Below are 22,577 nucleotides of genomic sequence, written 5' to 3' on the forward strand. Positions count from 1 at the left end.
AGACATTGATGCTCTATCCGGAACTCTTCAGACAACTCGAATCCGTCCGCTGGGACATGGACAAGGACATTCCCTGGCAGTCGTTCGACGCTTCCTTGCTGTCGGAAGAGCAGGCGCAAACCATCAAGATGAATGCCATCACCGAGTGGGCGGCGCTGCCGGCCACCGAGATGTTCCTGCGCGACAACCGCCACGATAGCGATTTTTCCGCTTTCATGTCGATCTGGTTCTTCGAGGAGCAGAAGCACTCGCTGGTGCTCATGGAGTACCTGAAGCGCTTCAGCCCCAAGCACGCCCCCACCGAAGAAGAGCTGCACGAAGTGCGCTTCGACTTCGACCCGGCCCCGCCGCTCGAAACCCTCATGCTGCATTTCTGCGGCGAAATCCGCCTCAACCACTGGTACCGCCGTGCCGCCCAGTGGCACACCGAGCCGGTCATCAAGCACATCTACACCACGCTGAGCCAGGACGAAGCCCGCCACGGTGGCGCCTACCTGCGATACATGAAGCGCGCGATGGAAAAGTTCGGCGACGAGGCCCGTGCCGCGTTCACCAAGGTCGGCGTCCTGATGGCCAGCGCGCGGCGTACGGCGCAGGCCCTGCACCCGACCAACTTGCACGTCAGCAAGGCGCACTTCCCGCGCGACACCATCCAGAGCCGCATGCCCGATCCGGACTGGCTCGAGCACTGGCTCGACAAGCAGATCAAGTTCGATGCCGTCTGGGAAACCAAGGTTGGCGAACGCATCCTGCACAACCTGAGCCTGCTGATGAACCGCAGCTTCAAGACGGTCCAGGAACTGAACCGCTACCGTAAAGAGTTGGCGGCCACCCTGGGGCCCAAGCCCGAATACCAGGGCGCATAAAGAAAAACGCCCCGCACGCCGGGGCGTTCTTTTTTGGAGGACCCGTGTCACAAACCGGGGACGCCAACCGTCTAGCTCCCATGGACGACGCCACCCTCACCTTCGACCGCCACCGCCCTCGCCTGCAGGGCATCGCCTACCGGATGCTCGGCTCCATGGCCGAGGCCGAAGAGGTCGTGCAAGACGCCTGGCTGCGCTGGCACGAAGCCGCCAAAGACACCTTCGACAGCGCCGAAGCCTGGCTCGTGACCGTGGTCACGCGCCTGTCGATCGACCGGCTGCGTGCCGCCAAGGTCCAGCGCGAGCACTACATCGGCGCCTGGATGCCCGAGCCCATGCTGACCGAGGCTCCCGACACGCCCGAGCAACTGCTGGAGCGCGCCGACAACATCTCCGTCGCCTTCCTCGCCGTGCTGGAGCGCCTTGCGCCCGAGGCTCGCGCCGCTTTCCTGTTGCGCGAAGTGTTCGATGCCGACTACGACGAAGTCGCCCGCACCCTCGGCAAGACCGAGGCCGCCTGCCGCCAGCTCGTGCATCGCGCCAAGGTCCAGGTGCAGGAAGGGCGTCCGCGTTTCACCGTGCCGCGCGAAACCCACGAGCGCCTGCTGCGCGCCTTTGCCGACGCCGCCGCGCGCGGCAGCCTGCAAGACCTGAAGGCGCTGATGGCCGAGGACGTCGAACTCATCGGCGACGGCGGCGGCAAGGTGCAGACCTTCAGCAAGATCCTGCGCGGCAGCCAGCGCCTGGCACAGCTGTACTACTCGCTGTGGCGCCGCATGGGGCCAGCGGTGCGCATGGAAATGGTCGACATCAACGGCGAGCCGGGCATGCTGCGTTTTCTCGACGGCGAACTCGAATCGGCCCAGACCTTCGAGATCGAGAACGACCGCATCGTGCGCATCCGCGCGCAACGCAACCCCGACAAGCTGGCGCGCATCGCGCAGCTTTTTTCTTCGAGATAGTTCGCGCGGCGTGTCACAGGGCGCGTGGTTCGCCCGTCTTCAGTGGGTAGCAAGCAGATTTCATCGCAACCCACCTGGAGAAACCCATGAACACCACCGCACGCCTGAACTGGTTCAAGCTCGCCCCGAAGTCCTTCGAGGCCATCCTCGCCGTCAACACCACCATCGAGTCGAGCACGCTCGGCAAGACGCTGGTCGACTTCGTCTTTGCCCGCGTCTCGCAGATCAACGGCTGCGCCTACTGCCTCGACATGCACGTGCGCGACCTGCGCAAGCAGGGCGAGGAGTGGCAGCGCATCAACAGCCTGCCCACCTGGCGCGAGGTGAGCTTCTTCAACGAGCGCGAACGCGCGGCGCTGGCCTGGGCCGAGTCGCTCACGCGCCTGGCCGACGACCATGACGAACGCGAAGCGGAATTCGCCGCGCTGAAGGCCAATTTCAGCGACGTGGAAATTGCAGAACTCACCGTGGCGATCGCGCAGATCAACACCTGGAACCGCCTCAACGTCGGCATGCGCGTGCCGGTCGCGGTCAAGCCACTGGCCTGAACGGGCTTACCTGCGCTCCACCACCATCGGCGAGATGCGCAGGCTCTCGCGCAATTGAGCGACCGCCTCGCCGGCCGCATTGCGCGAGGCGAAAGGCCCGGCCTGCAATCTGTGCGTGCCGGCTTCGCTGAACACATGCAGCTGCGGCGCCAGCGAAGGCAGCCCGCGCGCGGCCTGGTTCAGCAGGCTCTGTGCACCGTCGCGTTCGCGAAAGGCACCGAGCTGCACCCAGAAGCCCGGCAACGCCAGGGGCTGCGCCGCGCCGACAGGCGGCGGTGACGCGGGCATTGCTTGCAGTGGGGCCAGGTCGCTCACCACGATGGCCTGCCGGATCGGCGGAATGGAAGGCGGCGACTGTGCCGATTCCGGCTCGACCCCTGGCGGCAGCGCCGCAGCCATCGGTGTCTGCGGCGCGACGGGCATCGTCGATGCCGGTGGCGGCATGTCGTCATTCACTGTCGCGACCGGCGCCACCCATTCGGCCGGCACCCGCACCTGCTGCGCGCTCGCCACACGCACCGGCGCCGCGCGCACAGGAGCAGGTGCTTCAGCCGCTGCATACGCCGTCCCGGAATCCCGCCGCCATGCGCCCGTGCGGATGTCCTCGTTCGTGATCCGCTCGATCTCTACCGGCGCCACGCCGCGCAGCAGGTCGAGCTTGAGCGCGGCCGTGTAGCTCAGGTCGATGACGCGGCCGTCCACGAACGGACCGCGGTCGTTCACGCGCACGATCACCTCGCGCCCGTTGGCCGGGTTGCGCACGCGCACATAGCTCGGCAGCGGCAGCGTCTTGTGCGCGGCCGTCATGGCGTACATGTCGTAGGGCTCGCCGCTCGAGGTCGACGCCGCGTGGAACTTGCGGCCATACCACGAGGCCAGTCCCGACTCGCGGAACGGCCGATCGTCGGTGAGCGGTGCATAGCCGCGACCCAGCACCGTGTAAGGTTTGCTGGTGCCGCCGCTGGTGCGGATGGGCTCGATGCGGGGCTCGGCATCGGGCACGCTGGCGAGGTCCGGCGGAATGTTGGTGCCGGGCCCGTCACGGCCGCTGGCCACACCGCCCCCGCTGCGCGGACCGCTTGCACAGCCGGCCAGAAGGACGGCGACAGCCACCGCACACGCAGCCAGCGCGGTGGTGGCGGGGGAGCGGGCGCCGTCAGCCAAATACCGCCTTCCACAGCGCCAGCATGGCCTCGCGCTCAGGGGCCAGTGCGGGCGGGGTGACCTGCGTCGGTTCTTCGTTCAGGCGTGCGCGATGCTGCACGCGGCGCAACTCGCGATAGGCCCGCGCCGCGCTGCGGCCCACGCCTTCGGGCAGCAGCCCTGCCAGTTCGGCGCGCAGCAGCAGCGCGATGTTGCCCACGTTCGGAATCAGCTCGGGATGCTCGCCCGACGACGACAGCACCAGAAACTGCACCGCGAACTCGGCATCGACCATGCCGCCGGGGCTGTGCTTCACGTCGAAGCGGTCGGCTTTCACCGGCCGCGCGCCGCGCAGCTTCTCGCGCATCGCGATGATCTCGGCCTTCAGCGCCTCGCGGTCGCGCGGCGACACCAGCACGGCCTCGCGCACCTGGTCGAAGCGCGCGCCCAGTTCGGCGCCGTGGTCTTCGCTGCCCAGCACGAAGCGCGCACGCGTCATGGCCTGGTGTTCCCAGGTCCATGCGGTATTGCTGCCGCGCCCGAGCTGGTATTTTTCGTAGGCCTCGAAGCTGGTGGTGAGCAGGCCCGAGTTGCCGTTGGGCCGCAGGGCAGTGTCGATCTCGAACAGGTCGCCCTCGCGTGTCTTCACCGTGAGCCAGTTGATGAGCTTGCGCACGTAGGCCGCATAGACCTCGCCGGCGCGTTCGTCGTCATCGTCGTAGACGAACACGATGTCGAGGTCGCTGCCGTAGCCCAACTCTTTTCCTCCCAATTTGCCGTAGCCGATGATCGCGAACTGAGGCACCTCGCGGTGCCGGTTGCGCACATGCGGCCAGCACCAGTGGGCGGTCACGCGCAGCGTGGTGTCGGCCAGCGCGCTCAGGTCGTCGGCCACCTGCTCGACGGTGATGCGGCCGTCCACGTCGCGCGCCAACGTGCGGAACACCTCGGCGTGGTGCGCGTGGCGCAGCAGGTTCAGCAGGCGCTCTTCGTCGGCCTCGCCGGTGCGGGTGAGCGATGCATGGCGCGCTTCGAGCTCACGCTCGAACTCGGCGGCGACGAAGCGGCCCGAGAGCATCTCGTCGCTCGCCAGTTCGTCGATCACGCCCGGGTGCTGCATCAGGTAGCGTGCGGGCCACTTGGCCGCGCCCAGCAGGCGCAGCAGGCGCTCTTGCACGGCCGGCCGTTCGACCAGCAGCGCGAGATAGCTCTCGCGGCGCATCAGCGGCTCGATCCAGTCGGCCCAGCGCATTGCGGCATCGACGTGGCGCGGCGTCTGCCCGGCGCCATCGCCATCGGGCTCCTTGAGCCATTGGCCGGTGCGCTGCACCAACTGGCGCAACCGCCCGCGCGTTTCTTCGCGCAGGGCCAGCACACGTGGCTGTTCGCACCAGTCGCGGATGCGCTCGGCGAACACCGGTGGCAGGTCGTCGAGCAGGTCGGCCAAATCGGCGGGCGCGGCGGTTTTCTTGCCGCTGCACTTGCCGTTGCAGGGCTTCTCGCCGCCGAGCAGCTTGTCGAACTCCTGCGCGACGAACTCGCGATGCGTGTCGAGCTGCGCGAGGAAGGGGCAGCAGTTGGCATAGCCCATGGTCTGGGCAATCCAGCGCAGGTCGTCGTCGGACACCGGCAGCACATGGGTCTGCTGGTCGTCGAGGTATTGAATGCGGTGCTCGACGCGGCGCAGGAACTCATAGGCCGCGGCCAGCGCATCGGCCGTTTCCTGCGGCATGAGGTTGGCGCGCGCCAGGCGTTGCAGCGCATCGAGCGTGGGCCGCGTGCGCAGTTCAGGGAACTGGCCGCCGCGCACCACCTGCAGCAGCTGCACGGTGAACTCGATCTCGCGGATGCCGCCGCGCGACAGCTTCACGTCGTTCGCGCGCTCGGGCCGCCCGGCGCTGCGGCGCGCCGACTGCTCGCGGATCTGCCGGTGCAGCACGCGCAGCGAATCGAACACGCTGTAGTCGAGATAGCGACGGAACACAAAAGGGAGCACCGCGCCGCGCAGCCCCTGGGCCTGACCCGCGAGCACGATGTCTCGCGGTGCCACCACCCGGCTCTTCATCCAGGCGAAGCGCTCCCATTCGCGGCCCTGCACCTGGAAATACTCTTCGAGCGCATCGAGCGAGACCACGCTCGGGCCCGAGTTGCCGTTGGGCCGCAGAGCCAGGTCGACGCGGAACACGAAGCCGTGCTCGGTGGTATCACCCACCAGCGCATAGATGCGCTTCACGGCGCGCGAGAAGTACTCCTGGTTGGCCAGCCGGCCGCGCCCGTCGGCGTCGCCCTTGGTCTCGCCGTCCACGTCGTAGAGGTAGATCAGGTCGATGTCGCTTGACACGTTGAGCTCGCGTGCGCCGAGCTTGCCCATGCCCACGATCCACAGCTGCGCGCGCTGGCCCTCGGGCCCGAGCGGGGCGCCGTGCACTGCGTCGAGTTCGTGGCATGCGTCCTGGCACGCAATATCGAGTGCCAATTCGGCCAGCTCGGTGACGGCGGTGGTCACCACGGCCAGCGGCGCCTGCTCGTCGCAATCAAGCGTTACAAGCCGCTCCATCACGAGCTGCCGCACAATTCGCAGTGCATCGCCAACGCTGTCCCCACGCTGGCGCAATGCCTCGTAAGCCACCGTCATCGACTCGCGCCGCGGCGCACCAAGGGGAAGCAATGAAAGCTCGGCCGCATACCTGCGACGCAGGCGCTGCACGAAGCGTGAGTAAGAAGAGAGCGCGCTGCGCGTTGAAGTGGCTGGCAACTGGTTCACACTGATGCTGGTTTCCGTGGAACCCCTCTGAATGCTGGCGGTCATAATTCCCGACACAGCGCGATCCTCAATGAACGACACGGCGTCTACCCCTTCACGTCTGCTCAAAATCACCGCTGTGACGGCGCGCTGGCTGCTGGGTCTGTTGATCGCTGCATGGCTTCTGCTGGCGCTGTCAGTCGTTGTCCTACACGCGTGGATTGTGCCGCGAATCGGCGATTTTCGCGGCGCACTGGAGGCACAGGCTAGCAAGGCCATCGGCGTGCCGGTACGCATCGGATCGATCACCGCCCGCTCCGAAGGGCTTTTCCCGGCCTTCGAATTGCGCGACGTGGTGCTCCAGGATGCCGACCAGCGAGAGGCGCTGCGCCTCGTGCGCGTGGTGGCCAGCGTGTCGCCGCGCTCGCTTTGGCGGCTCAACTTCGAGCAGCTTTACGTGGAGGGCCCGGAGCTCGACGTGCGCCGCGACACTCAGGGAAAACTCCATGTGGCTGGATTGCACATGGCGACCGACACGACCGGAGAGACCCGCGGTGCCGACTGGTTTTTCGCCCAGCGCGAGCTGGTCATCGAAGGCGGCACCGTGCGCTGGACCGACGAGCAGCGCCAGGCCGAGCCCCTGCTGCTGACCGACGTGCGCTTCGTCGCGCGTAATAGCGCCCGGCGCCATAGCCTGCGGCTCGACGCCACGCCGACGGCCGGTTGGGGCCAGCGCTTCACCCTGCGCGGCCAGTTCCGCCAGCCGCTGCTGTCCATGCGCAGCGGCCACTGGCAGACCTGGGACGGCCAGCTCTATGCCGACTTGCCCTACATCGACGTCACCCGGCTCGGCCAGTACGTCTCGCTCGATGCCCGCATCCGCCAGGGCAACGGCGCGCTGCGCCTGTGGGCCGACGTCGACGACGGCCAGGTCGTCGGCGGCGCGATCGACCTGGGGCTCGACAAGGTCGACGTCTCGCTCGACAAGGGCCTGCCGCCGCTGGTGCTGAACGCCGTCACCGGTCGTCTCGCGGGGCGGCTCTCCGAGGAAACGCTCGAGTTCTCGACCACCGCGCTGCAGTTCGACACCAGCGACGGCCTGCGCTGGCCCGGTGGCAACCTGTGGCTGCAGCACACGCCGAACAGGGGCCGCACGCCCGAGCACGGCGCGCTGCGCGCCGATCGCCTCGACCTGGCCGCGCTCGCCCTCATCGCAGACCGGCTGCCGCTGGGCGACGCTACGCACCGCGTGCTCGACGCCTATGCGCCGCGCGGCCTCGTCGAGCACGTCGACCTGAACTGGCAGGGCTCGCTGGGTGCGCCCAGCCGCTACCAGGCCAAGGGCCGCGTCAGCGGCCTGCGCATTGCCTCGCAGCCCGGCGCGGCGGATGAGGCGGCGGGCCCGCCCGCGGCGGCGGCTTCGGCACCATCGGCGACCACTGCTGCTGCGGCCAACCCGCCCAGGGTCCACGCCGGCACCCCCGGCCTGAGCGGCGCCACGATCGACTTCGACGCCACCCACACCGGCGGCACCGCCACGCTCGCCATTGCAAAGGGCACGCTCGAATTCCCGGGCGTGTTCGAGGAACCGGTCATTCCCATCGACCGGCTCTCGACGCAGCTGCAATGGAAGCTCGACAACGGCAACGCGCAGCTGCAGATGTCGAAGCTGAGCTTCGCCAACGCCGACGCCGAGGGCGACGCCCAGGCCAGCTGGCGCACCAGCGACCCGGCCACCTCGAGCAGCAAGGCCCGCTTTCCCGGCGTGCTCGACCTGCAGGGCAAGCTGACCCGCGCCGACGGCACGCGCGTGTTCCGCTACCTGCCGATGGACATCCCCCAGCACACGCGCGACTACGTGCGCGAAGCCGTCACCAAGGGCGTTGCCAGCAGCGTCGACTTCCGCGTGCGCGGCGACCTGCACGACATGCCGTTCAAGGACCCGAAGCAGGGCGATTTCCGCATCGTTGCCAAGGTGGCGGACGTCAACTACGCCTACGCGCCGCCGTCCATCGCAGCGCTGCCGCGCAACGGCGTGCCCGCTCCGGTGTGGCCGCCGCTCACCGGCCTTTCGGGTGAACTGGTGTTCGAGCGCGACAGCATGCTGGTGCGCAACGCGCGCGGTCGCCTGGTCGGCGCCACCGGCGTCGAGGTGACCAAGGGCGAAGCGCAGATCCCCGAGCTGTCGCACCACGCGCAAGTGCTGCGCGTCGACGTGCAGGCCAAGGGCCCGCTCGGCGAGGTGCTGCGCGCGGGTGCACCGCTGGCAGGCGAAACCGGCGAGATCATGCGCACCGCGCGCGCCACCGGCTCGGCCGACTACAAGCTGCACCTCGAACTGCCCCTTGCGGCCATGGAGAACGCCAAGGTGCAGGCCACGGTCGTGCTGGCTGACAACGAGCTGCAGGTCGTGCCCGAGGCGCCTTCGTTCACGCAGGCCAAGGGCACGGTCAGCTTCACCGAAACCGGCTTCTCGCTGGCCGGCGTGCAGGCCAGGCTGCTGGGCGGCGACATCCGCGTCGAAGGCCGGGGCCGCTTCAGCGGTCCCAACCGAGAAGTCGCCCTGAAGGCACAGGGCACGGCCACCGCCGAGGGCCTGCGCGGCGCGCGCGAGATCGACTGGCTCGCCCGCCTCGCGAAGAACTCGACCGGCAGCACGCCCTACGCGGCCACCTTCTCGGTGCGCGACGGCACACCCGAGTTCTCGCTCACCAGCAGCCTGCAGGGCCTGGCGCTGCAACTGCCGCCGCCGCTCGTGAAGACGGCCGAAGAGCAGATGCCGCTGCGCATCGAGAAGAAGGTGCTCGCGCGCGAAACCCGCCAGGGCACGAGCGTTGCCACGCAGGACCAACTCTCGCTCGACCTCGGCCGCGTCGGTGCCATCCAGTACGTGCGCGATCTCGTCGGTAACGAGGCGCGCGTGCTGCGCGGCAGCATCGGCGTCGGCCTTGCGCAGGGCGAGACGGCCAGCCTGCCTGACAAGGGCGTGTTCGCGAACATCAACGTTGCCAAGCTCGACATGGCCGCATGGCAGACGCTGATCGGCGATGCCGCCAGCACCGGCACCGAGGCCGCGGAGCGGGCCGACGATCCGTCGCAGGCCTACCTGCCCACGCGCATCGCGGTGCGCGCGCAGCAGCTCGGCATCGCGGGCCGCACGCTGCACAACGTGGTGCTCGGCGGCACGCGCGAAGGCGCCGTCTGGCGAGCCAACATCGACGCCACCGAACTCAGCGGCTATGCCGAATACCGCCACACGCAGGCCGGGCGGCTCTATGCGCGGCTCGCGCGGCTGAAGATCGCGCCGGCCGAGGCCACGCAGGTCGAGGCCCTGCTCGACGAGCAGCCCGGCACCCTGCCGGCCCTGGACATCGTGATCGACGACTTCGAGCTGCTCGGCAAGCGCCTCGGCCGCGCCGAGATCGACGCCGTCAACCGTGGCGGTGCGGGCCGCGAATGGGCGCTCAACAAGCTGGTCTTCACCATGCCCGAGGCGAGCTTCGCGGCCAAGGGCAGCTGGGCCGCGGTGCCCGGCGCCGCGGCCGGCCAGCGCCGCACCGCCATGACCTTCAAGCTCGACATCGCCGACGCCGGCGAACTGCTCACGCGCTTCGGCATGCCGGGCGTGCTGGCGCGAGGCCGCGGGCGGCTCGAAGGCGACGTCAACTGGCGCGGCTCGCCGTTCTCGCTCGACTACCCGAGCCTGGGCGGGCAACTGCAGGTCGACGTGGAACAAGGCCAGTTCCTCAAGGCCGACCCGGGCCTGGCCAAGCTGCTCGGCGTGCTGAGCCTGCAGGCGCTGCCGAGGCGGCTCACGCTCGACTTTCGCGATGTCTTCAGCCAGGGCTTCGCCTTCGACTTCATCCGCGGCGACGCGAAGATCAACAAGGGCATCGCCAGCACCAACAACCTACAGATGAAGGGCGTCAACGCCGCCGCGCTGATGGACGGCTCGGCCGATATCGTGCGCGAGACGCAGAACCTGCGCGTGGTGGTGGTGCCCGAGATCAATGCTGGCACGGCCGCGCTCGTGGCCACCGCCATCAACCCCGCCATCGGCCTGGGCACATTCCTGGCCCAATGGGTGCTGAGCAAGCCGCTCGCGGCGGCCGCCACGCAGGAGTTCCACGTCGAGGGCACCTGGGCCGACCCCAAAATAGCGAAGGTGCCGCGTACTCTGCAGCTGTTGCCCCAGAGCATTCCAACCATCCCTGGCCTGCCGAGCTCCTCGGCCGCAGACGAAGGCAAGAAAACGGAGACCAAGCAATGAAAGTCGCAGCCATCCAGATGGTGTCGGCCATCGCCCGTGAAGCCAATCTGGCGCGCGCCCACGACCTGCTCGCGCAGGCGGCCGCGGCCGGCGCCGAACTTGCCGTGCTGCCCGAGTACTTCTGCATGATGGGCGCGCGAGACACCGACAAGCTCGGCCTTCGCGAGACCGCCGGCGCGGGCGCGGTGCAGGGCTTCCTGGCCGACGCGGCGCGCGAGTTCGGCCTGTGGATCGTCGGCGGCACGCTGCCCATCGAGAGCACCGACGCCGAGCACGTGTTCAACAGCTCGCTGGCTTTCTCGCCCGAAGGCCGGTGCGTGGCGCGCTACGACAAGATCCATCTCTTCTTCTTCGACAACGGCACCGAGCGCTACGACGAGCGCCGCGTCATCGCGCCGGGCAAGGAGCCCGTGGTGTTCGACCTGCCCTCGCGCGACGGCCATAGCTGGCGCGTGGGCATGAGCGTGTGCTACGACCTGCGCTTTCCCGAGCTGTACCGCGCGCTCGCCAAGCAGGGCGCCGACCTGCTGCTGGTGCCCAGCGCCTTCACGCGCACCACGGGCGCCGCGCACTGGGAGGTGCTGCTGCGCGCCCGCGCCATCGAGAACCTGGCCTGGGTGGTCGCGCCCGCGCAGGGCGGCACGCACGAGAACGGCCGCCACACCTGGGGCCAGTCGCTGGTGATCGACCCCTGGGGCACGGTGGTGGCGCAGCAGGCCAGCGAAGAGGGCCTGGTGCTGTTCGATATCGATGCCGCACAGGTCGAGCGCACGCGAACCCAGTTGCCCGTGCTCTCGCACTGCGTTCTCTAGCAATGTCCGATGCGCTGCTGACCGTCGCACCGCAGCGGTGGGCGCTGCTGGCGTACGCGCGGCTGCGCTCGCTGTGGCAGCGCTGGTTCTTGTGGCTGCTGCTGGCGGTGCTGGTGTCAGTGCTGCTGGTCACGGTGGTCTGGCTCGCGGGGCGGCATGAGGTCGAGCAGGTGCAGGCGGCGCTCGACCGCGACACCGCCGATGCGGTCTCCGACCTGCGCAGCGGCTTCCAGCGCAATGCGCAGAGCCTGCGCGCCACGCAGGCACCGGGTGTCGACCGCGCGCAGTGGTCCGATGTGGCGGCCGCGCTGCTGCGCGAGCACCGCGAATGGCTGCGGCTCGAATGGCGCGACGCCGCGCTGCGCCCGCAGCAGGCCGTCAACACGCCCTATCGCATGCGCATCCTCGACGAGGAAAGCCGCGGGGCCGAGCAGTCCGACGTGACGCTGGCCTGCGCCGCCGCGCGCAAGCTCGGCGCGCCGGCGTACTCGCCGAGCCACTACGTGCCGATTGCCGGTGGCGGTGGCATCGAGGTGATGGAGCTGTGCGTGCCCATCGATGCCGGGGGCTATCTCGTGGCCAGCTACTCGCTGCGCGACGCGCTGATCGAACTGGTCGGCCCCACGCTCACGCGCGGCCAGGAAGTGGCCTTCACCGAGGCCGACGGCACACGGCTGGTGGCGCTCGGCACCTCGCGGCGCACCGGCACGCGCGTGTTCACCTCGCAGCAGCTCATCGACCTGCCGGGCACCGCGCTGATGCTGCGCGTCGACGGCTGGCGCGCCGCGCCCGACCTGTTTCCGAACATGCTCACGGCGCTGGTCACGGCGATCTCCATCGCGCTGGTGTCGGTGCTGGTGCTGCTCGCGCGCGACACGCGCCGCCGCCTGCGCGCCGAGCGCGACCTGGCCGACGCGCTCGCCTTTCGCAAGGCGATGGAAGACTCGGTCATCACAGGCCTGCGTGCGCGCGACCTGCAGGGCCGCATCACCTATGTGAACCCAGCCTTCTGCGAGATGGTCGGCTTCAGCCCCGAAGAGCTCATGGCGGACAACGCCGATGCCCCCTATTGGCCCACCGAACTGGCCCACGAATACCAGCAGCGGCAGGCGCGACGCCTTGCGGGCGGCATGCCGCCGCGCGAAGGCTTCGAGTCGGTCTTCATGCGCAAGGACGGCACGCGCTTTCCGGTGCTGATCTTCGAGGCGCCGCTGATCAACGCACACAAGGTGCAGACCGGCTGGATGAGCGCGTTCATCGACGTGAGCGAGCAGCGCCGCATCGAAGAGCTTTCGCGCGCCAGCCAGGAGCGCCTGCAGGCCAGCGCGCGGCTTGCCACGGTGGGCGAGATGGCCTCGCTGCTGAGCCACGAGCTCACACAGCCGCTGGCCGCCATAGCCAGCTATGCGAGCGGTTCGCTCAACCTGCTCGGGCCGCATGCCAAGGGCGATCAGGGCGAGGTGGCGATGGCGGTGCGGCGCATCGCCGAGCAGGCCGACCGCGCGGGCCAGGTCATCCGTAGCGTGCACGACTTCGTGCGCCGGCGCGACCGCACGCGCGAGGCCGTGGCGCCGCAGGCGCTGATCGACGCGGTGCTGCCGCTGGTGCGGCTGCAGGCGCGCAAGCTCGGCGTGATCATCGAGGTGGTGCTGGAAGACCGCCTGCCCGCGGCCATGTGCGACCGCACGCTGGTCGAGCAGGTGCTGCTGAACCTTGCGCGCAATGCGATGCAGGCCATGGACGGCCCCGACAATGTCGGCAGCCGCGTGCTGCGGCTGCGCGTGGCGCGCGCCAACGCGATGGGCGCCGCGGTGCAGGAAGACGGCCGGCGCTGGCTCGAGTTCTCGGTGGCCGACCTGGGCAGCGGCATCAGCGAGGAAGTGGCCGAACGGCTCTTTACGCCCTTCTTCACCACACGCGCCGATGGCATGGGGCTCGGCCTCAGCCTGTGCCGCACGGTGGTGGAGCAACATGGCGGGGCGCTGGTGTTCGAGCCGAACAAGCCGCGCGGCACCGTGTTCAGATTCACGCTGCCGGCCGCGGGCTGACGGCGCTTTCAACAATCAAACAATCTTCTGCTGGATCTCACCGCATGCAACCGCTGATCGATGGCTTGATCTTTATCGTGGACGACGACGCCAGCGTGCGCGAGGCACTTGCATGGCTGCTGCGCTCGCGGCGCCTGGCCAGCGAGCACTTCGCAAGTGCCGAAGCCTTCGAGCAGTTTCTCGACCAGGGCCCGCTGCCCGAGCAGCCGCTGTGCCTGTTGCTCGACGTGCGCATGCCCGGCACCAGCGGACTGGTGCTGTTCGACCGGTTGGCCGAGCGCGGCCTGCTGCCTGCGATGCCGGTGATCTTCCTGACGGGCCATGCCGACGTGCCGACGGCCGTCGATGCGGTCAAGCGCGGTGCCTTCGATTTCTGCGAGAAGCCGTTCTCGGACAACGCGCTGGTCGACCGCATCGAGCATGCGTTGAATGCGTCGCTTCAGGCGCTGGAAGTGCAGCGCGTGCGGCGCGGGCTGGCCGAGCGCATCGGCGAGTTGACCGACCGCGAGCGCGACGTGATGCGGCTGGTGATCGAGGGCCTGCCCAACAAGCTCATCGCCGACCAGCTAGCGATCAGCGTGCGCACGGTGGAAGTCCACCGCGCGCGCGTGTTCGACAAGATGGAAGTGAAGTCGGCGGTGGAGCTGGCCAACCGACTTCGGGATCTCTAGAAGATCAGGCCTTTTCCGCGACGAAGATTTCGACGCGGCGGTTCTGGGCACGGCCTGCTGCCGTGCCGTTGTCGGCCAGAGGCTCGCGCGAGCCGCGGCCGTCGGTGGTGATGACCGTGGTCGACACGCCGCGGCCCACCAGGTGGTTGCGCACGCTGTCAGCGCGGCTCACCGAGAGGCGTTCGTTGCCTTCTTCGCTGCCCGTGTTGTCGGTATGGCCGACCACGCGCACGCTGGCGGCGGTGGCGTTCTTCAGGCCTTCGGCGACCTTGTCGAGCACCTGTGCCAGGTTGCGCTTGACGTTGGCGCGGCCGGTGTCGAACGACAGCTCGTTCGGGATCACCACGTGCAGCTGGTTGTCGGCGGTCTGCTCGATCACCACGCCCGTGCCCTTGGTCGAGGCTTCGAGGTCGGTCTTCAGTGCGGCCAAGCGAGCCGTCCAGCTGTTGGCTGGCGCAGCCGGGGCAGCAGCCGGAGCGGCGGCTGCCGGCGGCGGCGACTGCGAAGCGCAGCCCGCAATAAAAAGCAAAGCGGCCGCAGCCGCACTAGCAACAACAAACTTCCTCATGAATTTCCCTCTCTATGGACCAATGGAACGGTAGTGGTGGGAACCGGCCTTTCAGCGCGGCCGGTTTCCCGGGGTGGTGAACGCTCAGCCCTGCGGCGCGCGCTCGCCCACGTAGATTTCGACGCGGCGGTTCTGTGCCCGGCCCCCATCGCTGTTGTTGTCGGCAATCGGTTCGCGCGAGCCGCGGCCCTCGATGCGGAAGGCTGCTGCGTTCACGCCGCGCGCCACCAGGTAGTCGCGCGTGCTGGTGGCACGCTCGACCGACAGCGGGTTGTTGATGGCGTCGGAGCCTGTGCTGTCGGTGTGGCCGATGATGCGTACCTCGGCGTTCGGGTTGTTGCGCAGGCCGTTCGCGAACTGGTCGAGCACCGGCGCGAAATTCGACTTGATGTTGGCGCGGCCCACGTCGAAGGACACGTCGCTCGGGATCTGCAGCTTCAGCTCGTTGTTCGGCGTCTGCGTCACGGCGATGCCGGTGCCCTGCGTGGCGGCTTCCATCTGGCGCTTCTGGTTTTCCATGCGCTGCGACCACAGGTAGCCGCCGAGCGCGCCGGCTGCCGCGCCGAGCACCGCACCCGTACCGATGGCACCGCGGTTGCCGCCCGTGGCCGAGCCGATGGCGGCGCCGCCGAGTGCGCCGATGCCGGCGCCGATGCCGGTGTTGCGCTGCGTGTCGGTCATGCCGCCGGCGCAGCCGGACAGGATGAGCGCTGTGGCAGTGGTGGCGAGTACAAACTTTTTCATGGCGATCCCTTTCTAGGTTGAATCAGGCGGGCCACAGCTTAGCTTCCGGGCGTACGCGATGGTACGGGTTCAAAGCCCCACGGAAAATAAGAAAAGTTTCGCCATAGCGCATGAATGCTACGATGATTGCTACTAAAGTAATAGCGATGAGGTAGTTGTCCGACACGGCGGCGCGGCGCGGGACTGCACAAGCAATTCACGTTTCCGGCGGCGGCTTCCGATCGGTGGCGTCGCGGCCGGCTTCGGGCTCGTCGTCGTCATGCAATTCACCCTTGTTGCGGCCGGAAAACATGGTCCACCAGATGATCAAGATGAACACGAGTCCCGCGGCGAGGGCTTCAAGCAGAATCAAACCCATGAGAAATGGACTCCAGTGGCTGGTCGGGCTTGTGATCGTAGCAACGCTCGCCGCCTGTTCCACCGGCCCGCGCGCGCCCGAGGCCCCCACCCGCCCCCCCGCCACCCAGCCGCGCGACCTCGGTCCGCTCACCGGCTCGCTCGCGCACCCCAAGAGCCGCTGGGTGCCGGTCGGGTGGGGCGAACTGCCCGGCTTCGGCGAAGACCCGCTGCACGAAGCGTGGATTGCGCTGCTGGCGAATTGCTCGCGTCCCAACGCCGCCTTCGCGCCGCTGTGCCGCGACGTGCGCCAGCTGACCATTGCCACCCCCGAAGAGCAGCGCCAGTGGATGACCGACCGGCTGCAGCCCTACCGCATCGAGGCGCTCAATGGCCAGACCGAAGGCAAGCTCACCAGCTACTACGAGCCGGTGTACGAGGCCTCGCGCGTGCCCAGCGCCACCTTCAACGTGCCGATCTACCAGGCCCCCGACGGCCTGGTGCCGCGCCGCCCCTGGTACACGCGCCAGGAGATCGAGACCCTGCCCGAAGCCCAGGCCGCGCTGCGTGGCCGTGAGATCGCATGGATGGCCGACCCCATCGACGCGCTGATGCTGCACATCCAGGGCTCCGGGCGCTTGCGCATCACCGAGGCCAACGGCTACCAGCACACCGTGCGCGTGGCCTTTTCTGCCACCAACGAGCAGCCCTACCGCAGCGTGCAGCAATGGCTGATGAGCCAGGGCGTGAGCAAAATCGGCAAGTGGCCCGACGACACAAAAGCCTGGGCCGCGCAGAACCCGCAGCGCGTGACGCAGCTGATGTGGAGCAACCCGCGCTACGTGTTCTTCCGCGAAGAGACGATGAGCGAGGTCGACGCCGCCTTCGGCCCGCGCGGCGCCCAGGGCGTGCCGCTCACGGCTGGCCGCTCCATCGCGGTCGACCGCGAGAGCATCCCGTACGGCACCCCGGTGTGGCTGGCGTCCAACGGACCGGCGGCGCAACTGCAGAAACTGGTGGTGGCGCAGGACACCGGCAGCGCCATCCTCGGCGCCGTGCGCGCCGACTACTTCGCGGGCACCGGCGCCGATGCGGGCAGGCTTGCGGCGAGCATGAACCAGCCGCTGCGCCTGTGGGCACTGTGGCCACGGCAACTGCCTGCGCCGTAATGTGGGAGGCCGTCAGGTGGATCAAATCAACCTGACGGGAAGCTGAGCGTTTCATCGGGTCGTCATACGAAGTGCCTAACTTCGCGGGCTGGTTTCTCCCCCAACCCACGAAGAAAGACATTGCGCATGACCGCAAATACCCGCACCGACGATCTCTCGGTGGACCTCGACGACATCGGCACGAACCCCACGTCGAACCCCTCGTTCACCGACCTGATCGCCTCGCGCCTGAGCCGCCGCCATCTGTTCGGCCTGGGCGTTGGCACTGCCGGTACCGCGCTGCTCCAGGCATGCGGCGGTGGTGGTGGCGGCGGCACCAGCTTCCCGGTCCTGCCCCCGGCTCCGGCCCCCGCGCCTCCCGCGCCGTCGCCCGCTCCTTCCCCCGCTCCGATGAAGCTCGGCTTCAATGCCGTCGCAAAGAGCCTCGCCGACGTCGTGACCGTGCCCGCCGGCTACACCGCCAGCGTGCTGTACCGCCTGGGCGACCCGATCGCCTCGGGTGTCGCTGACTACAAGAACGACGGCACCGACGACGCCACCACCTACGACCGCCGCGCCGGCGACCACCACGACGGCATGACCTTCTTCGGCATGAATGCGTCGAACAAGTGGGATGCCGTCAACGCCTCGCGCGGCATGCTCGTGATGAACCACGAGGCCATCACGCCGCTGTTCCTGCACCCCACCGGCCAGACCATCACCGGCACCGGCAATGCAGCCGTGCGCACCGTGGCTGACGAAGTGCTGCGCGAGTTCTACCTGCACGGCGTGAGCGCGATCGAGGTCAACAAGAGCGGCAGCACCTGGAGCTACAAGAAGGATTCGAGCCTCAACCGCCGTGTCCACACGCTGACCGAGATGGCCTTCTCGGGCCCGGCCGCCAAGACCGACTACCTGAAGACCAAGTACTCAACCGACGGCAGCAAGACCCGCGGCACGCTCAACAACTGCGCCAACGGCACCACGCCGTGGGGCACGTACCTGACCTGCGAAGAGAACTGGGCCGGCTACTTCCGCCGCATTACCGCCACCGATAACGGCAACCGCACCGCCAAGGAGTTGACCTCCTTCACGCGCTACGGCATCGGCGGGATAGACAGCAAGACGGGCGCGGAGACAGGCACTGGCCGTGAATTCTGGGCCACCTTCACGCCCGACACCACCGACAACCTCTACGGCCGCTGGAACACCGAAGTCCTCGGCGCCACAGCCGCCGACGACTACCGCAACGGTTCCAACACCTACGGCTGGGTGGTCGAGATCGATCCGTTCAATCCGTCGAGCACGCCGAAGAAGCGCACCGCGCTCGGCCGTTTCGGCCATGAAGGCGCTTGCCTGGGCCCCGTCGTGGTCGGCAAGCCGCTGGTCTGGTACATGGGCGACGACTCGCAGAACGAGTACCTCTACAAGTTTGTCTCCACCAAGGCCTGGGACGCTGCCGACATTGGCGGCGGTATCGCAGCCGGTGACAAGTACATGGACGACGGCAAGCTCTACGTCGCCAAGTTCAAGGCCGATGGCACCGGCGACTGGCTCGAGCTCAAGCTCGGCGTCAACAACATCACCGCCAGTTATTCGAAGTACGCCTTCGCCGATGCGGCCGACGTCGTGATCAACGCGCGCCTCGCAGCCGATGCGGCTGGCGCCACGAAGATGGACCGCCCGGAATGGACGGCAGTCAACCCGAAGAACGGCGAGGTGTATCTCACCCTCACCAACAACTCGGCGCGCCCGGTCACCGGCACCGATGCGGCTAACCCGCGCTCGTACAACGACCCGAAGAATGGCGTGGATCAGAAGGGCAACCCGAACGGCCACATCGTCCGCTTTGCCGACACCGGTGGTAACCCGGCTGCCGTGACATTCAAGTGGGACGTCTATCTCTTCGGCGCGCGTTCCACCGCGGCAGCGGACGTGAACCTGTCGAACCTCGTTGCCGACAACGACTTCTCCAGCCCTGACGGCATGTGGTTCAGCCAGGCCGCGCCCGGCCTGCTGTGGCTCGAGACCGACGACGGCAAGTACACCGACGTGACCAACTGCATGCTGCTCGGCGCCCTGCCGGGCAAGGTCGGCGACGGCGCTGCGAAGACCATCACCAACGTCGATGGCAGCACCACCGCCACGCAGGCCACCTTCGTCGGCAAGGCTCCGGGCACCGACGGCCTGCGCCGCTTCCTCGTTGGCCCGGTGGATTGCGAAATCACCGGCATTGCCGAATCGGGCGACGGCCGTGCGCTGTTCGTGAACATCCAGCACCCGGGTGAAAACACGGCCAAGGCCAACATCAGCGATCCGACGAAGTTCCTCAGCCACTGGCCGCAGGGCGGCACCGCCCGCCCGCGCTCGGCGACCGTGGTCATCACGAAGGACGACGGCGGCCTGATCGGTCTCTGATCGAGCTTTTCGAGCGTTCCTACAACGGCGCTGCCGGCAACGGCAGCGCCGTTTTGTATCTGACCTGCTTGAGCGCAAAGCTCGAGCGGATCTTCTCGATCCCCGGAATCGGCGTGAGCTGTTCCAGGATGAATTTCTCCAGCGCCGCCATGTCGGCCACCGCGATTCGGATCAGGTAGTCGCTGTCGCCCGTCATCAGGTAGCACTCCATTACTTCGTCGTGCTCGGCAATGCGCTGCTCGAAGTCGGAGAGCGACTGCTTGCTCTGTGTCGTGAGGCTGATCGAGATGAACACGTTGAGCCCCAGGCCCAATGCCTTCGCGCTGACGAGCGCCACGTAGCGGTCGATTACGCCATTCGCTTCGAGCACCTTCACGCGCGTCAGGCAGGGCGACGGCGACAGGTGCACGCGCCGCGCCAGCTCCACGTTCGACAGCGCGCCGTCGCGCTGCAGCTCGTCCAGAATGCGCAGGTCGATGGCGTCGAGTTGCATGAAATGCTTTGAAATCAAGAAGTGGCGGAATTTTATGCTGCGGGGCTAGCGTGGGATTGCCCGCGCCAGTAGCTAATTTTCCGCAAGGCGGCCTAAAGTGCCGGTATGAACGCCCCGATTTCCGCCGACCAGATGCGCGCCTTGCTGCTCGACCCGCAGCTTTCGCACGACCCCGATCCCGCCGAGACCGCCGAATGGCGCGACGCCTTCGTGGCGCTGGCGCAAACGCAGGGGCCGCAGCGTGCCAGGCAGATGCTGGTCGAGCTGGCGCGTCTCGCGCGGCAGCAGCGCATCGGCTGGCAGCCCGAACTCGCGACACCGTACGTCAACACCATCGCCGCGGAAGACCAGCCGCCGTTCCCGGGCGACCTTGCCATCGAGGAAAAGCTCGCCTCGCTGATGCGCTGGAACGCGCTCGCAATGGTGGCCAAGGCCAACCAGGCGTATGGCGAACTCGGCGGCCACATCGCCAGCTATGCGAGCGCGGCCGACCTGTTCGAAACCGGCTTCAATCACTTCTTCCATGCGCGCAGCGAGCAGCATCGCGGCGACCTCGTGTTCTTCCAGCCGCACAGCGCCCCGGGCGTCTATGCGCGGGCTTACCTCGAAGGCCGCCTCAGCGAAGAAGACCTGAAGCACTACCGCCAGGAGCTCACCGCTCCCGCCTTCGTCGACGGCAGCGGCGCGCGCGGCCTGTGCAGCTATCCGCACCCGTATCTGATGCCGGACTTCTGGCAGTTCCCCACCGGCTCGATGGGCATCGGCCCCATCAGCTCGATCTATCACGCGCGCTTCATGCGCTACCTCACGCACCGCAACCTGCTGAACTGCGAAGGCCGCAAGGTGTGGGGCGTGTTCGGCGACGGCGAGATGGACGAGCCCGAATCGATGAGCGCGCTGACGCTCGCCGCGCGCGAAAAACTCGACAACCTCGTGTGGGTCGTCAACTGCAACCTGCAGCGCCTCGATGGCCCGGTGCGCGGCAACGGCCGCATCATCGACGAGCTCGAAAAGCTCTTCGCGGGCGCCGGCTGGAACGTCATCAAGCTCGTGTGGGGCAGCGACTGGGACGGCCTGTTCGCGCAAGACGTGAGTGGCGCCCTGGCCCGCGTGTTCGCCAACACCGTCGACGGCCAGATGCAGACCTTCGCCGCGAAAGACGGCCGCTTCAACCGCGACAACTTCTTCGGCCAGAACCCCGAACTCGCGCGCCTGGCCGAAGGCATGACCGACGAGCAGATTGACCGCCTCAAGCGCGGCGGCCACGACCTCGTGAAGATCCATGCCGCTTATGCGGCGGCGGCCAAGCACAAGGGCCAGCCCACCGTGATCCTCGCCCACACCAAGAAGGGCTACGGCATGGGCAGCGCCGCGCAGGGCAAGATGACCACGCACTCGCACAAGAAGATGGGCGACGTGGACCTCATCGAATTCCGCGACCGCTTCAACCTGCCGCTGACCGATGCGCAGGCCACCGCGATGGACTTCTACCGCCCGGCCGAAGACAGCGCCGAGATGCGCTACCTGCGCCAGCACCGCGAATCGCTCGGCGGCGCCATGCCGCGCCGCGAGACCGCCTGCGACGTGGTGGCCAAGCCCGACATCGCGAGCTACGCGCAGTTCGCCACCGCCGCCGCCGGCAAGGAAATGAGCACCACCATGGCCTTCGTGCGCATGCTGGGCAACCTCATGAAGGACCAAGCCCTGGGCCCGCGCATCGTGCCCATCGTGGCTGACGAGGCGCGCACCTTCGGTATGGCCAACCTGTTCAAGCAGGTCGGCATCTACTCGAGCGTGGGCCAGCGCTATGCGCCGGAAGACATCGGCTCGGTGCTGAGCTATCGCGAAGCCACCGACGGGCAGATCCTGGAAGAAGGCATCAGCGAGGCCGGCGCCATCGCGAGCTGGACGGCGGCGGCCACCAGCTACAGCGTGCATGGCCTGGCGATGCTGCCCTTCTACATCTACTACTCGATGTTCGGCTTCCAGCGCGTGGGCGACGCCATCTGGGCCGCGGCGGACCAGCGCGCGCGGGGCTTCTTGCTGGGCGCCACCTCGGGCCGCACCACGCTCGGCGGCGAAGGCCTGCAGCACCAGGACGGCAGCAGCCACCTCGTGGCCGCGACCATTCCCAACTGCAAGGCCTACGACCCGGCCTATGCGGGCGAGATGGCGGTGATCGTCGACGCGGGCATCCGCGAGATGATGGTCGAGCAGAAGGACGTTTTCTATTACGTCACGCTCATGAACGAGAACTACGCGCAGCCCGATGTGCCCGAGGGCGCGGAAGGCGACATCCTGCGCGGGTGCTATCGCTTCGGCACGTATGCGCCGGCCGCATCCGGTTCTGGCAAGGCGAAGAAGAAGGTCACGCTGATGGGCTCCGGCGCCATCCTCACCGAAGTCGTCAAGGCCGCGCAGCTGCTGGCCGACGAAGGCATCGAGGCCGAGGTGTTCAGCGTCACGAGCTGGAGCGAACTTGCGCGCGACGGGCTGGCCTGCGAGCAGCGCGCGTTGGCGGGCGAAGAAGCCGGCACTGCGTTCATCGCGCAGCAGCTCGGCAAGGGCAGCAAGGCGCCCATCATCGCCGCCACCGACTACGTGCGCGCCGTGTCCGAGAGCGTGCGCGCCTTCCTCCCCGAAGGCCGCCGCTACATCACGTTGGGCACCGACGGCTTCGGCCGCAGCGACACGCGCGCTGCGCTGCGCGGGTTCTTCGGTGTCGATGCGGCCAGCATCGCGCGGGCTGCCCGCCACGCGCTGAACTGAGGCTGCGGCGGTCGCGCAGGGCCTGCGTTAGAGTCGCA

At 68.0% G+C, this 22,577-nt stretch carries 16 protein-coding genes; 10 read left to right on the forward strand and 6 right to left on the reverse strand.

Annotation, left to right across the window (positions count from 1 at the left end):
* The first annotated feature begins 8 nt into the window (after window positions 1-8).
* From NWF24_RS33220 to NWF24_RS33230, 3 genes are all read left to right on the forward strand, one after another.
* The gene (locus NWF24_RS33220) at window positions 9-866 is read left to right on the forward strand and encodes a ferritin (protein WP_093055286.1); all 858 of its coding nucleotides are present in this window, start codon (window positions 9-11) and stop codon (window positions 864-866) included.
* 80 nt (window positions 867-946) lie between these two features.
* Entirely contained in the window at window positions 947-1,828 is an 882-nt protein-coding gene (locus tag NWF24_RS33225) for an RNA polymerase sigma-70 factor (RefSeq protein WP_258352222.1), read from the forward strand.
* A gap of 86 nt (window positions 1,829-1,914) precedes the next feature.
* Window positions 1,915-2,376, forward strand: a complete 462-nt coding sequence (locus tag NWF24_RS33230) for a carboxymuconolactone decarboxylase family protein (protein WP_258352223.1) — start codon at window positions 1,915-1,917, stop codon at window positions 2,374-2,376.
* 6 nt (window positions 2,377-2,382) lie between these two features.
* Here the strand turns inward: NWF24_RS33230 and NWF24_RS33235 are convergent, their stop codons facing one another.
* On the reverse strand, window positions 2,383-3,540 hold the full coding sequence (locus tag NWF24_RS33235; RefSeq protein ID WP_258352224.1) for a septal ring lytic transglycosylase RlpA family protein: 1,158 nt from the start codon (window positions 3,538-3,540) through the stop codon (window positions 2,383-2,385).
* Window positions 3,533-6,328 carry a bifunctional [glutamate--ammonia ligase]-adenylyl-L-tyrosine phosphorylase/[glutamate--ammonia-ligase] adenylyltransferase gene (gene glnE, locus NWF24_RS33240; protein ID WP_258352225.1) on the reverse strand — a complete coding sequence of 932 codons (2,796 nt, stop codon included), beginning with the start codon at window positions 6,326-6,328 and terminating at the stop codon, window positions 3,533-3,535. Before glnE ends, NWF24_RS33235 begins: the two co-directional genes overlap by 8 nt.
* A gap of 25 nt (window positions 6,329-6,353) precedes the next feature.
* On the opposite strand from glnE, the gene NWF24_RS33245 reads away from it, so the two are divergent.
* From NWF24_RS33245 to NWF24_RS33260, 4 genes are read left to right on the forward strand one after another with little or no spacing between them, the layout of a single operon-like run.
* Window positions 6,354-10,532: a YhdP family protein gene (locus NWF24_RS33245; protein ID WP_258352226.1), complete on the forward strand. Its 4,179-nt coding sequence runs from the start codon at window positions 6,354-6,356 to the stop codon at window positions 10,530-10,532.
* Complete coding sequence (locus NWF24_RS33250; RefSeq protein WP_258352227.1) at window positions 10,529-11,344, forward strand: carbon-nitrogen hydrolase family protein; 816 nt, start codon at window positions 10,529-10,531, stop codon at window positions 11,342-11,344. Before NWF24_RS33245 ends, NWF24_RS33250 begins: the two co-directional genes overlap by 4 nt.
* A 2-nt stretch (window positions 11,345-11,346) precedes the next feature.
* Window positions 11,347-13,392, forward strand: a complete 2,046-nt coding sequence (locus NWF24_RS33255) for an ATP-binding protein (RefSeq protein WP_258352228.1) — start codon at window positions 11,347-11,349, stop codon at window positions 13,390-13,392.
* 44 nt (window positions 13,393-13,436) lie between these two features.
* Window positions 13,437-14,063, forward strand: coding sequence for a response regulator transcription factor (locus NWF24_RS33260; protein ID WP_258352229.1), 627 nt, complete (start codon window positions 13,437-13,439; stop codon window positions 14,061-14,063).
* A 4-nt stretch (window positions 14,064-14,067) separates the two neighbouring features.
* Here the strand turns inward: NWF24_RS33260 and NWF24_RS33265 are convergent, their stop codons facing one another.
* The 3 genes from NWF24_RS33265 to NWF24_RS33275 all read right to left on the reverse strand — a co-directional run bounded on the left by NWF24_RS33265 (window position 14,068) and on the right by NWF24_RS33275 (window position 15,733).
* Window positions 14,068-14,493, reverse strand: a complete 426-nt coding sequence (locus tag NWF24_RS33265; protein ID WP_258352230.1) for an OmpA family protein — start codon at window positions 14,491-14,493, stop codon at window positions 14,068-14,070.
* A gap of 222 nt (window positions 14,494-14,715) precedes the next feature.
* The gene (locus tag NWF24_RS33270) at window positions 14,716-15,375 is read right to left on the reverse strand and encodes an OmpA family protein (protein WP_258352231.1); all 660 of its coding nucleotides are present in this window, start codon (window positions 15,373-15,375) and stop codon (window positions 14,716-14,718) included.
* 196 nt (window positions 15,376-15,571) lie between these two features.
* Window positions 15,572-15,733 (reverse strand): hypothetical protein, encoded by a 162-nt coding sequence (locus NWF24_RS33275; RefSeq protein WP_258352232.1) that lies wholly within the window; start codon window positions 15,731-15,733, stop codon window positions 15,572-15,574.
* Here NWF24_RS33275 and mltA point away from each other — a divergent pair.
* Window positions 15,732-16,880, forward strand: a complete 1,149-nt coding sequence (gene mltA / locus NWF24_RS33280) for a murein transglycosylase A (RefSeq protein ID WP_258352233.1) — start codon at window positions 15,732-15,734, stop codon at window positions 16,878-16,880. The genes NWF24_RS33275 and mltA overlap by 2 nt on opposite strands.
* A gap of 126 nt (window positions 16,881-17,006) precedes the next feature.
* Complete coding sequence (locus NWF24_RS33285) at window positions 17,007-19,277, forward strand: PhoX family protein (protein WP_258352234.1); 2,271 nt, start codon at window positions 17,007-17,009, stop codon at window positions 19,275-19,277.
* A gap of 19 nt (window positions 19,278-19,296) precedes the next feature.
* Here the strand turns inward: NWF24_RS33285 and NWF24_RS33290 are convergent, their stop codons facing one another.
* Window positions 19,297-19,770 (reverse strand): Lrp/AsnC family transcriptional regulator, encoded by a 474-nt coding sequence (locus NWF24_RS33290; RefSeq protein WP_258352235.1) that lies wholly within the window; start codon window positions 19,768-19,770, stop codon window positions 19,297-19,299.
* A 105-nt stretch (window positions 19,771-19,875) separates the two neighbouring features.
* Between NWF24_RS33290 and mdeB the strand changes: the two genes are divergently transcribed.
* A complete protein-coding gene (gene mdeB / locus NWF24_RS33295) occupies window positions 19,876-22,539 on the forward strand; it encodes an alpha-ketoglutarate dehydrogenase (RefSeq protein ID WP_258352236.1) in 2,664 nt (887 codons plus the stop codon).
* Window positions 22,540-22,577 lie beyond the last annotated feature (38 nt).

This window comes from Variovorax paradoxus (assembly GCF_024734665.1).
Taxonomy (GTDB): domain Bacteria; phylum Pseudomonadota; class Gammaproteobacteria; order Burkholderiales; family Burkholderiaceae_C; genus Variovorax.

What these genes read in the sequence shown, in the direction of transcription:
- NWF24_RS33220 (WP_093055286.1), top strand. Translation starts at nt 9, where the DNA reads ATGCTCTATCCGGAACTCTTCAGACAACTCGAATCCGTCCGCTGGGAC.
- NWF24_RS33225 (WP_258352222.1), top strand. Translation starts at nt 947, where the DNA reads ATGGACGACGCCACCCTCACCTTCGACCGCCACCGCCCTCGCCTGCAG.
- NWF24_RS33230 (WP_258352223.1), top strand. Translation starts at nt 1,915, where the DNA reads ATGAACACCACCGCACGCCTGAACTGGTTCAAGCTCGCCCCGAAGTCC.
- glnE (WP_258352225.1), bottom strand. Translation starts at nt 6,328, where the DNA reads ATGACCGCCAGCATTCAGAGGGGTTCCACGGAAACCAGCATCAGTGTG.
- NWF24_RS33245 (WP_258352226.1), top strand. Translation starts at nt 6,354, where the DNA reads ATGAACGACACGGCGTCTACCCCTTCACGTCTGCTCAAAATCACCGCT.
- NWF24_RS33250 (WP_258352227.1), top strand. Translation starts at nt 10,529, where the DNA reads ATGAAAGTCGCAGCCATCCAGATGGTGTCGGCCATCGCCCGTGAAGCC.
- NWF24_RS33255 (WP_258352228.1), top strand. Translation starts at nt 11,347, where the DNA reads ATGTCCGATGCGCTGCTGACCGTCGCACCGCAGCGGTGGGCGCTGCTG.
- NWF24_RS33260 (WP_258352229.1), top strand. Translation starts at nt 13,437, where the DNA reads ATGCAACCGCTGATCGATGGCTTGATCTTTATCGTGGACGACGACGCC.
- NWF24_RS33270 (WP_258352231.1), bottom strand. Translation starts at nt 15,375, where the DNA reads ATGAAAAAGTTTGTACTCGCCACCACTGCCACAGCGCTCATCCTGTCC.
- mltA (WP_258352233.1), top strand. Translation starts at nt 15,732, where the DNA reads ATGAGAAATGGACTCCAGTGGCTGGTCGGGCTTGTGATCGTAGCAACG.
- NWF24_RS33275 (WP_258352232.1), bottom strand. Translation starts at nt 15,733, where the DNA reads ATGGGTTTGATTCTGCTTGAAGCCCTCGCCGCGGGACTCGTGTTCATC.
- NWF24_RS33285 (WP_258352234.1), top strand. Translation starts at nt 17,007, where the DNA reads ATGACCGCAAATACCCGCACCGACGATCTCTCGGTGGACCTCGACGAC.
- NWF24_RS33290 (WP_258352235.1), bottom strand. Translation starts at nt 19,770, where the DNA reads ATGCAACTCGACGCCATCGACCTGCGCATTCTGGACGAGCTGCAGCGC.
- mdeB (WP_258352236.1), top strand. Translation starts at nt 19,876, where the DNA reads ATGAACGCCCCGATTTCCGCCGACCAGATGCGCGCCTTGCTGCTCGAC.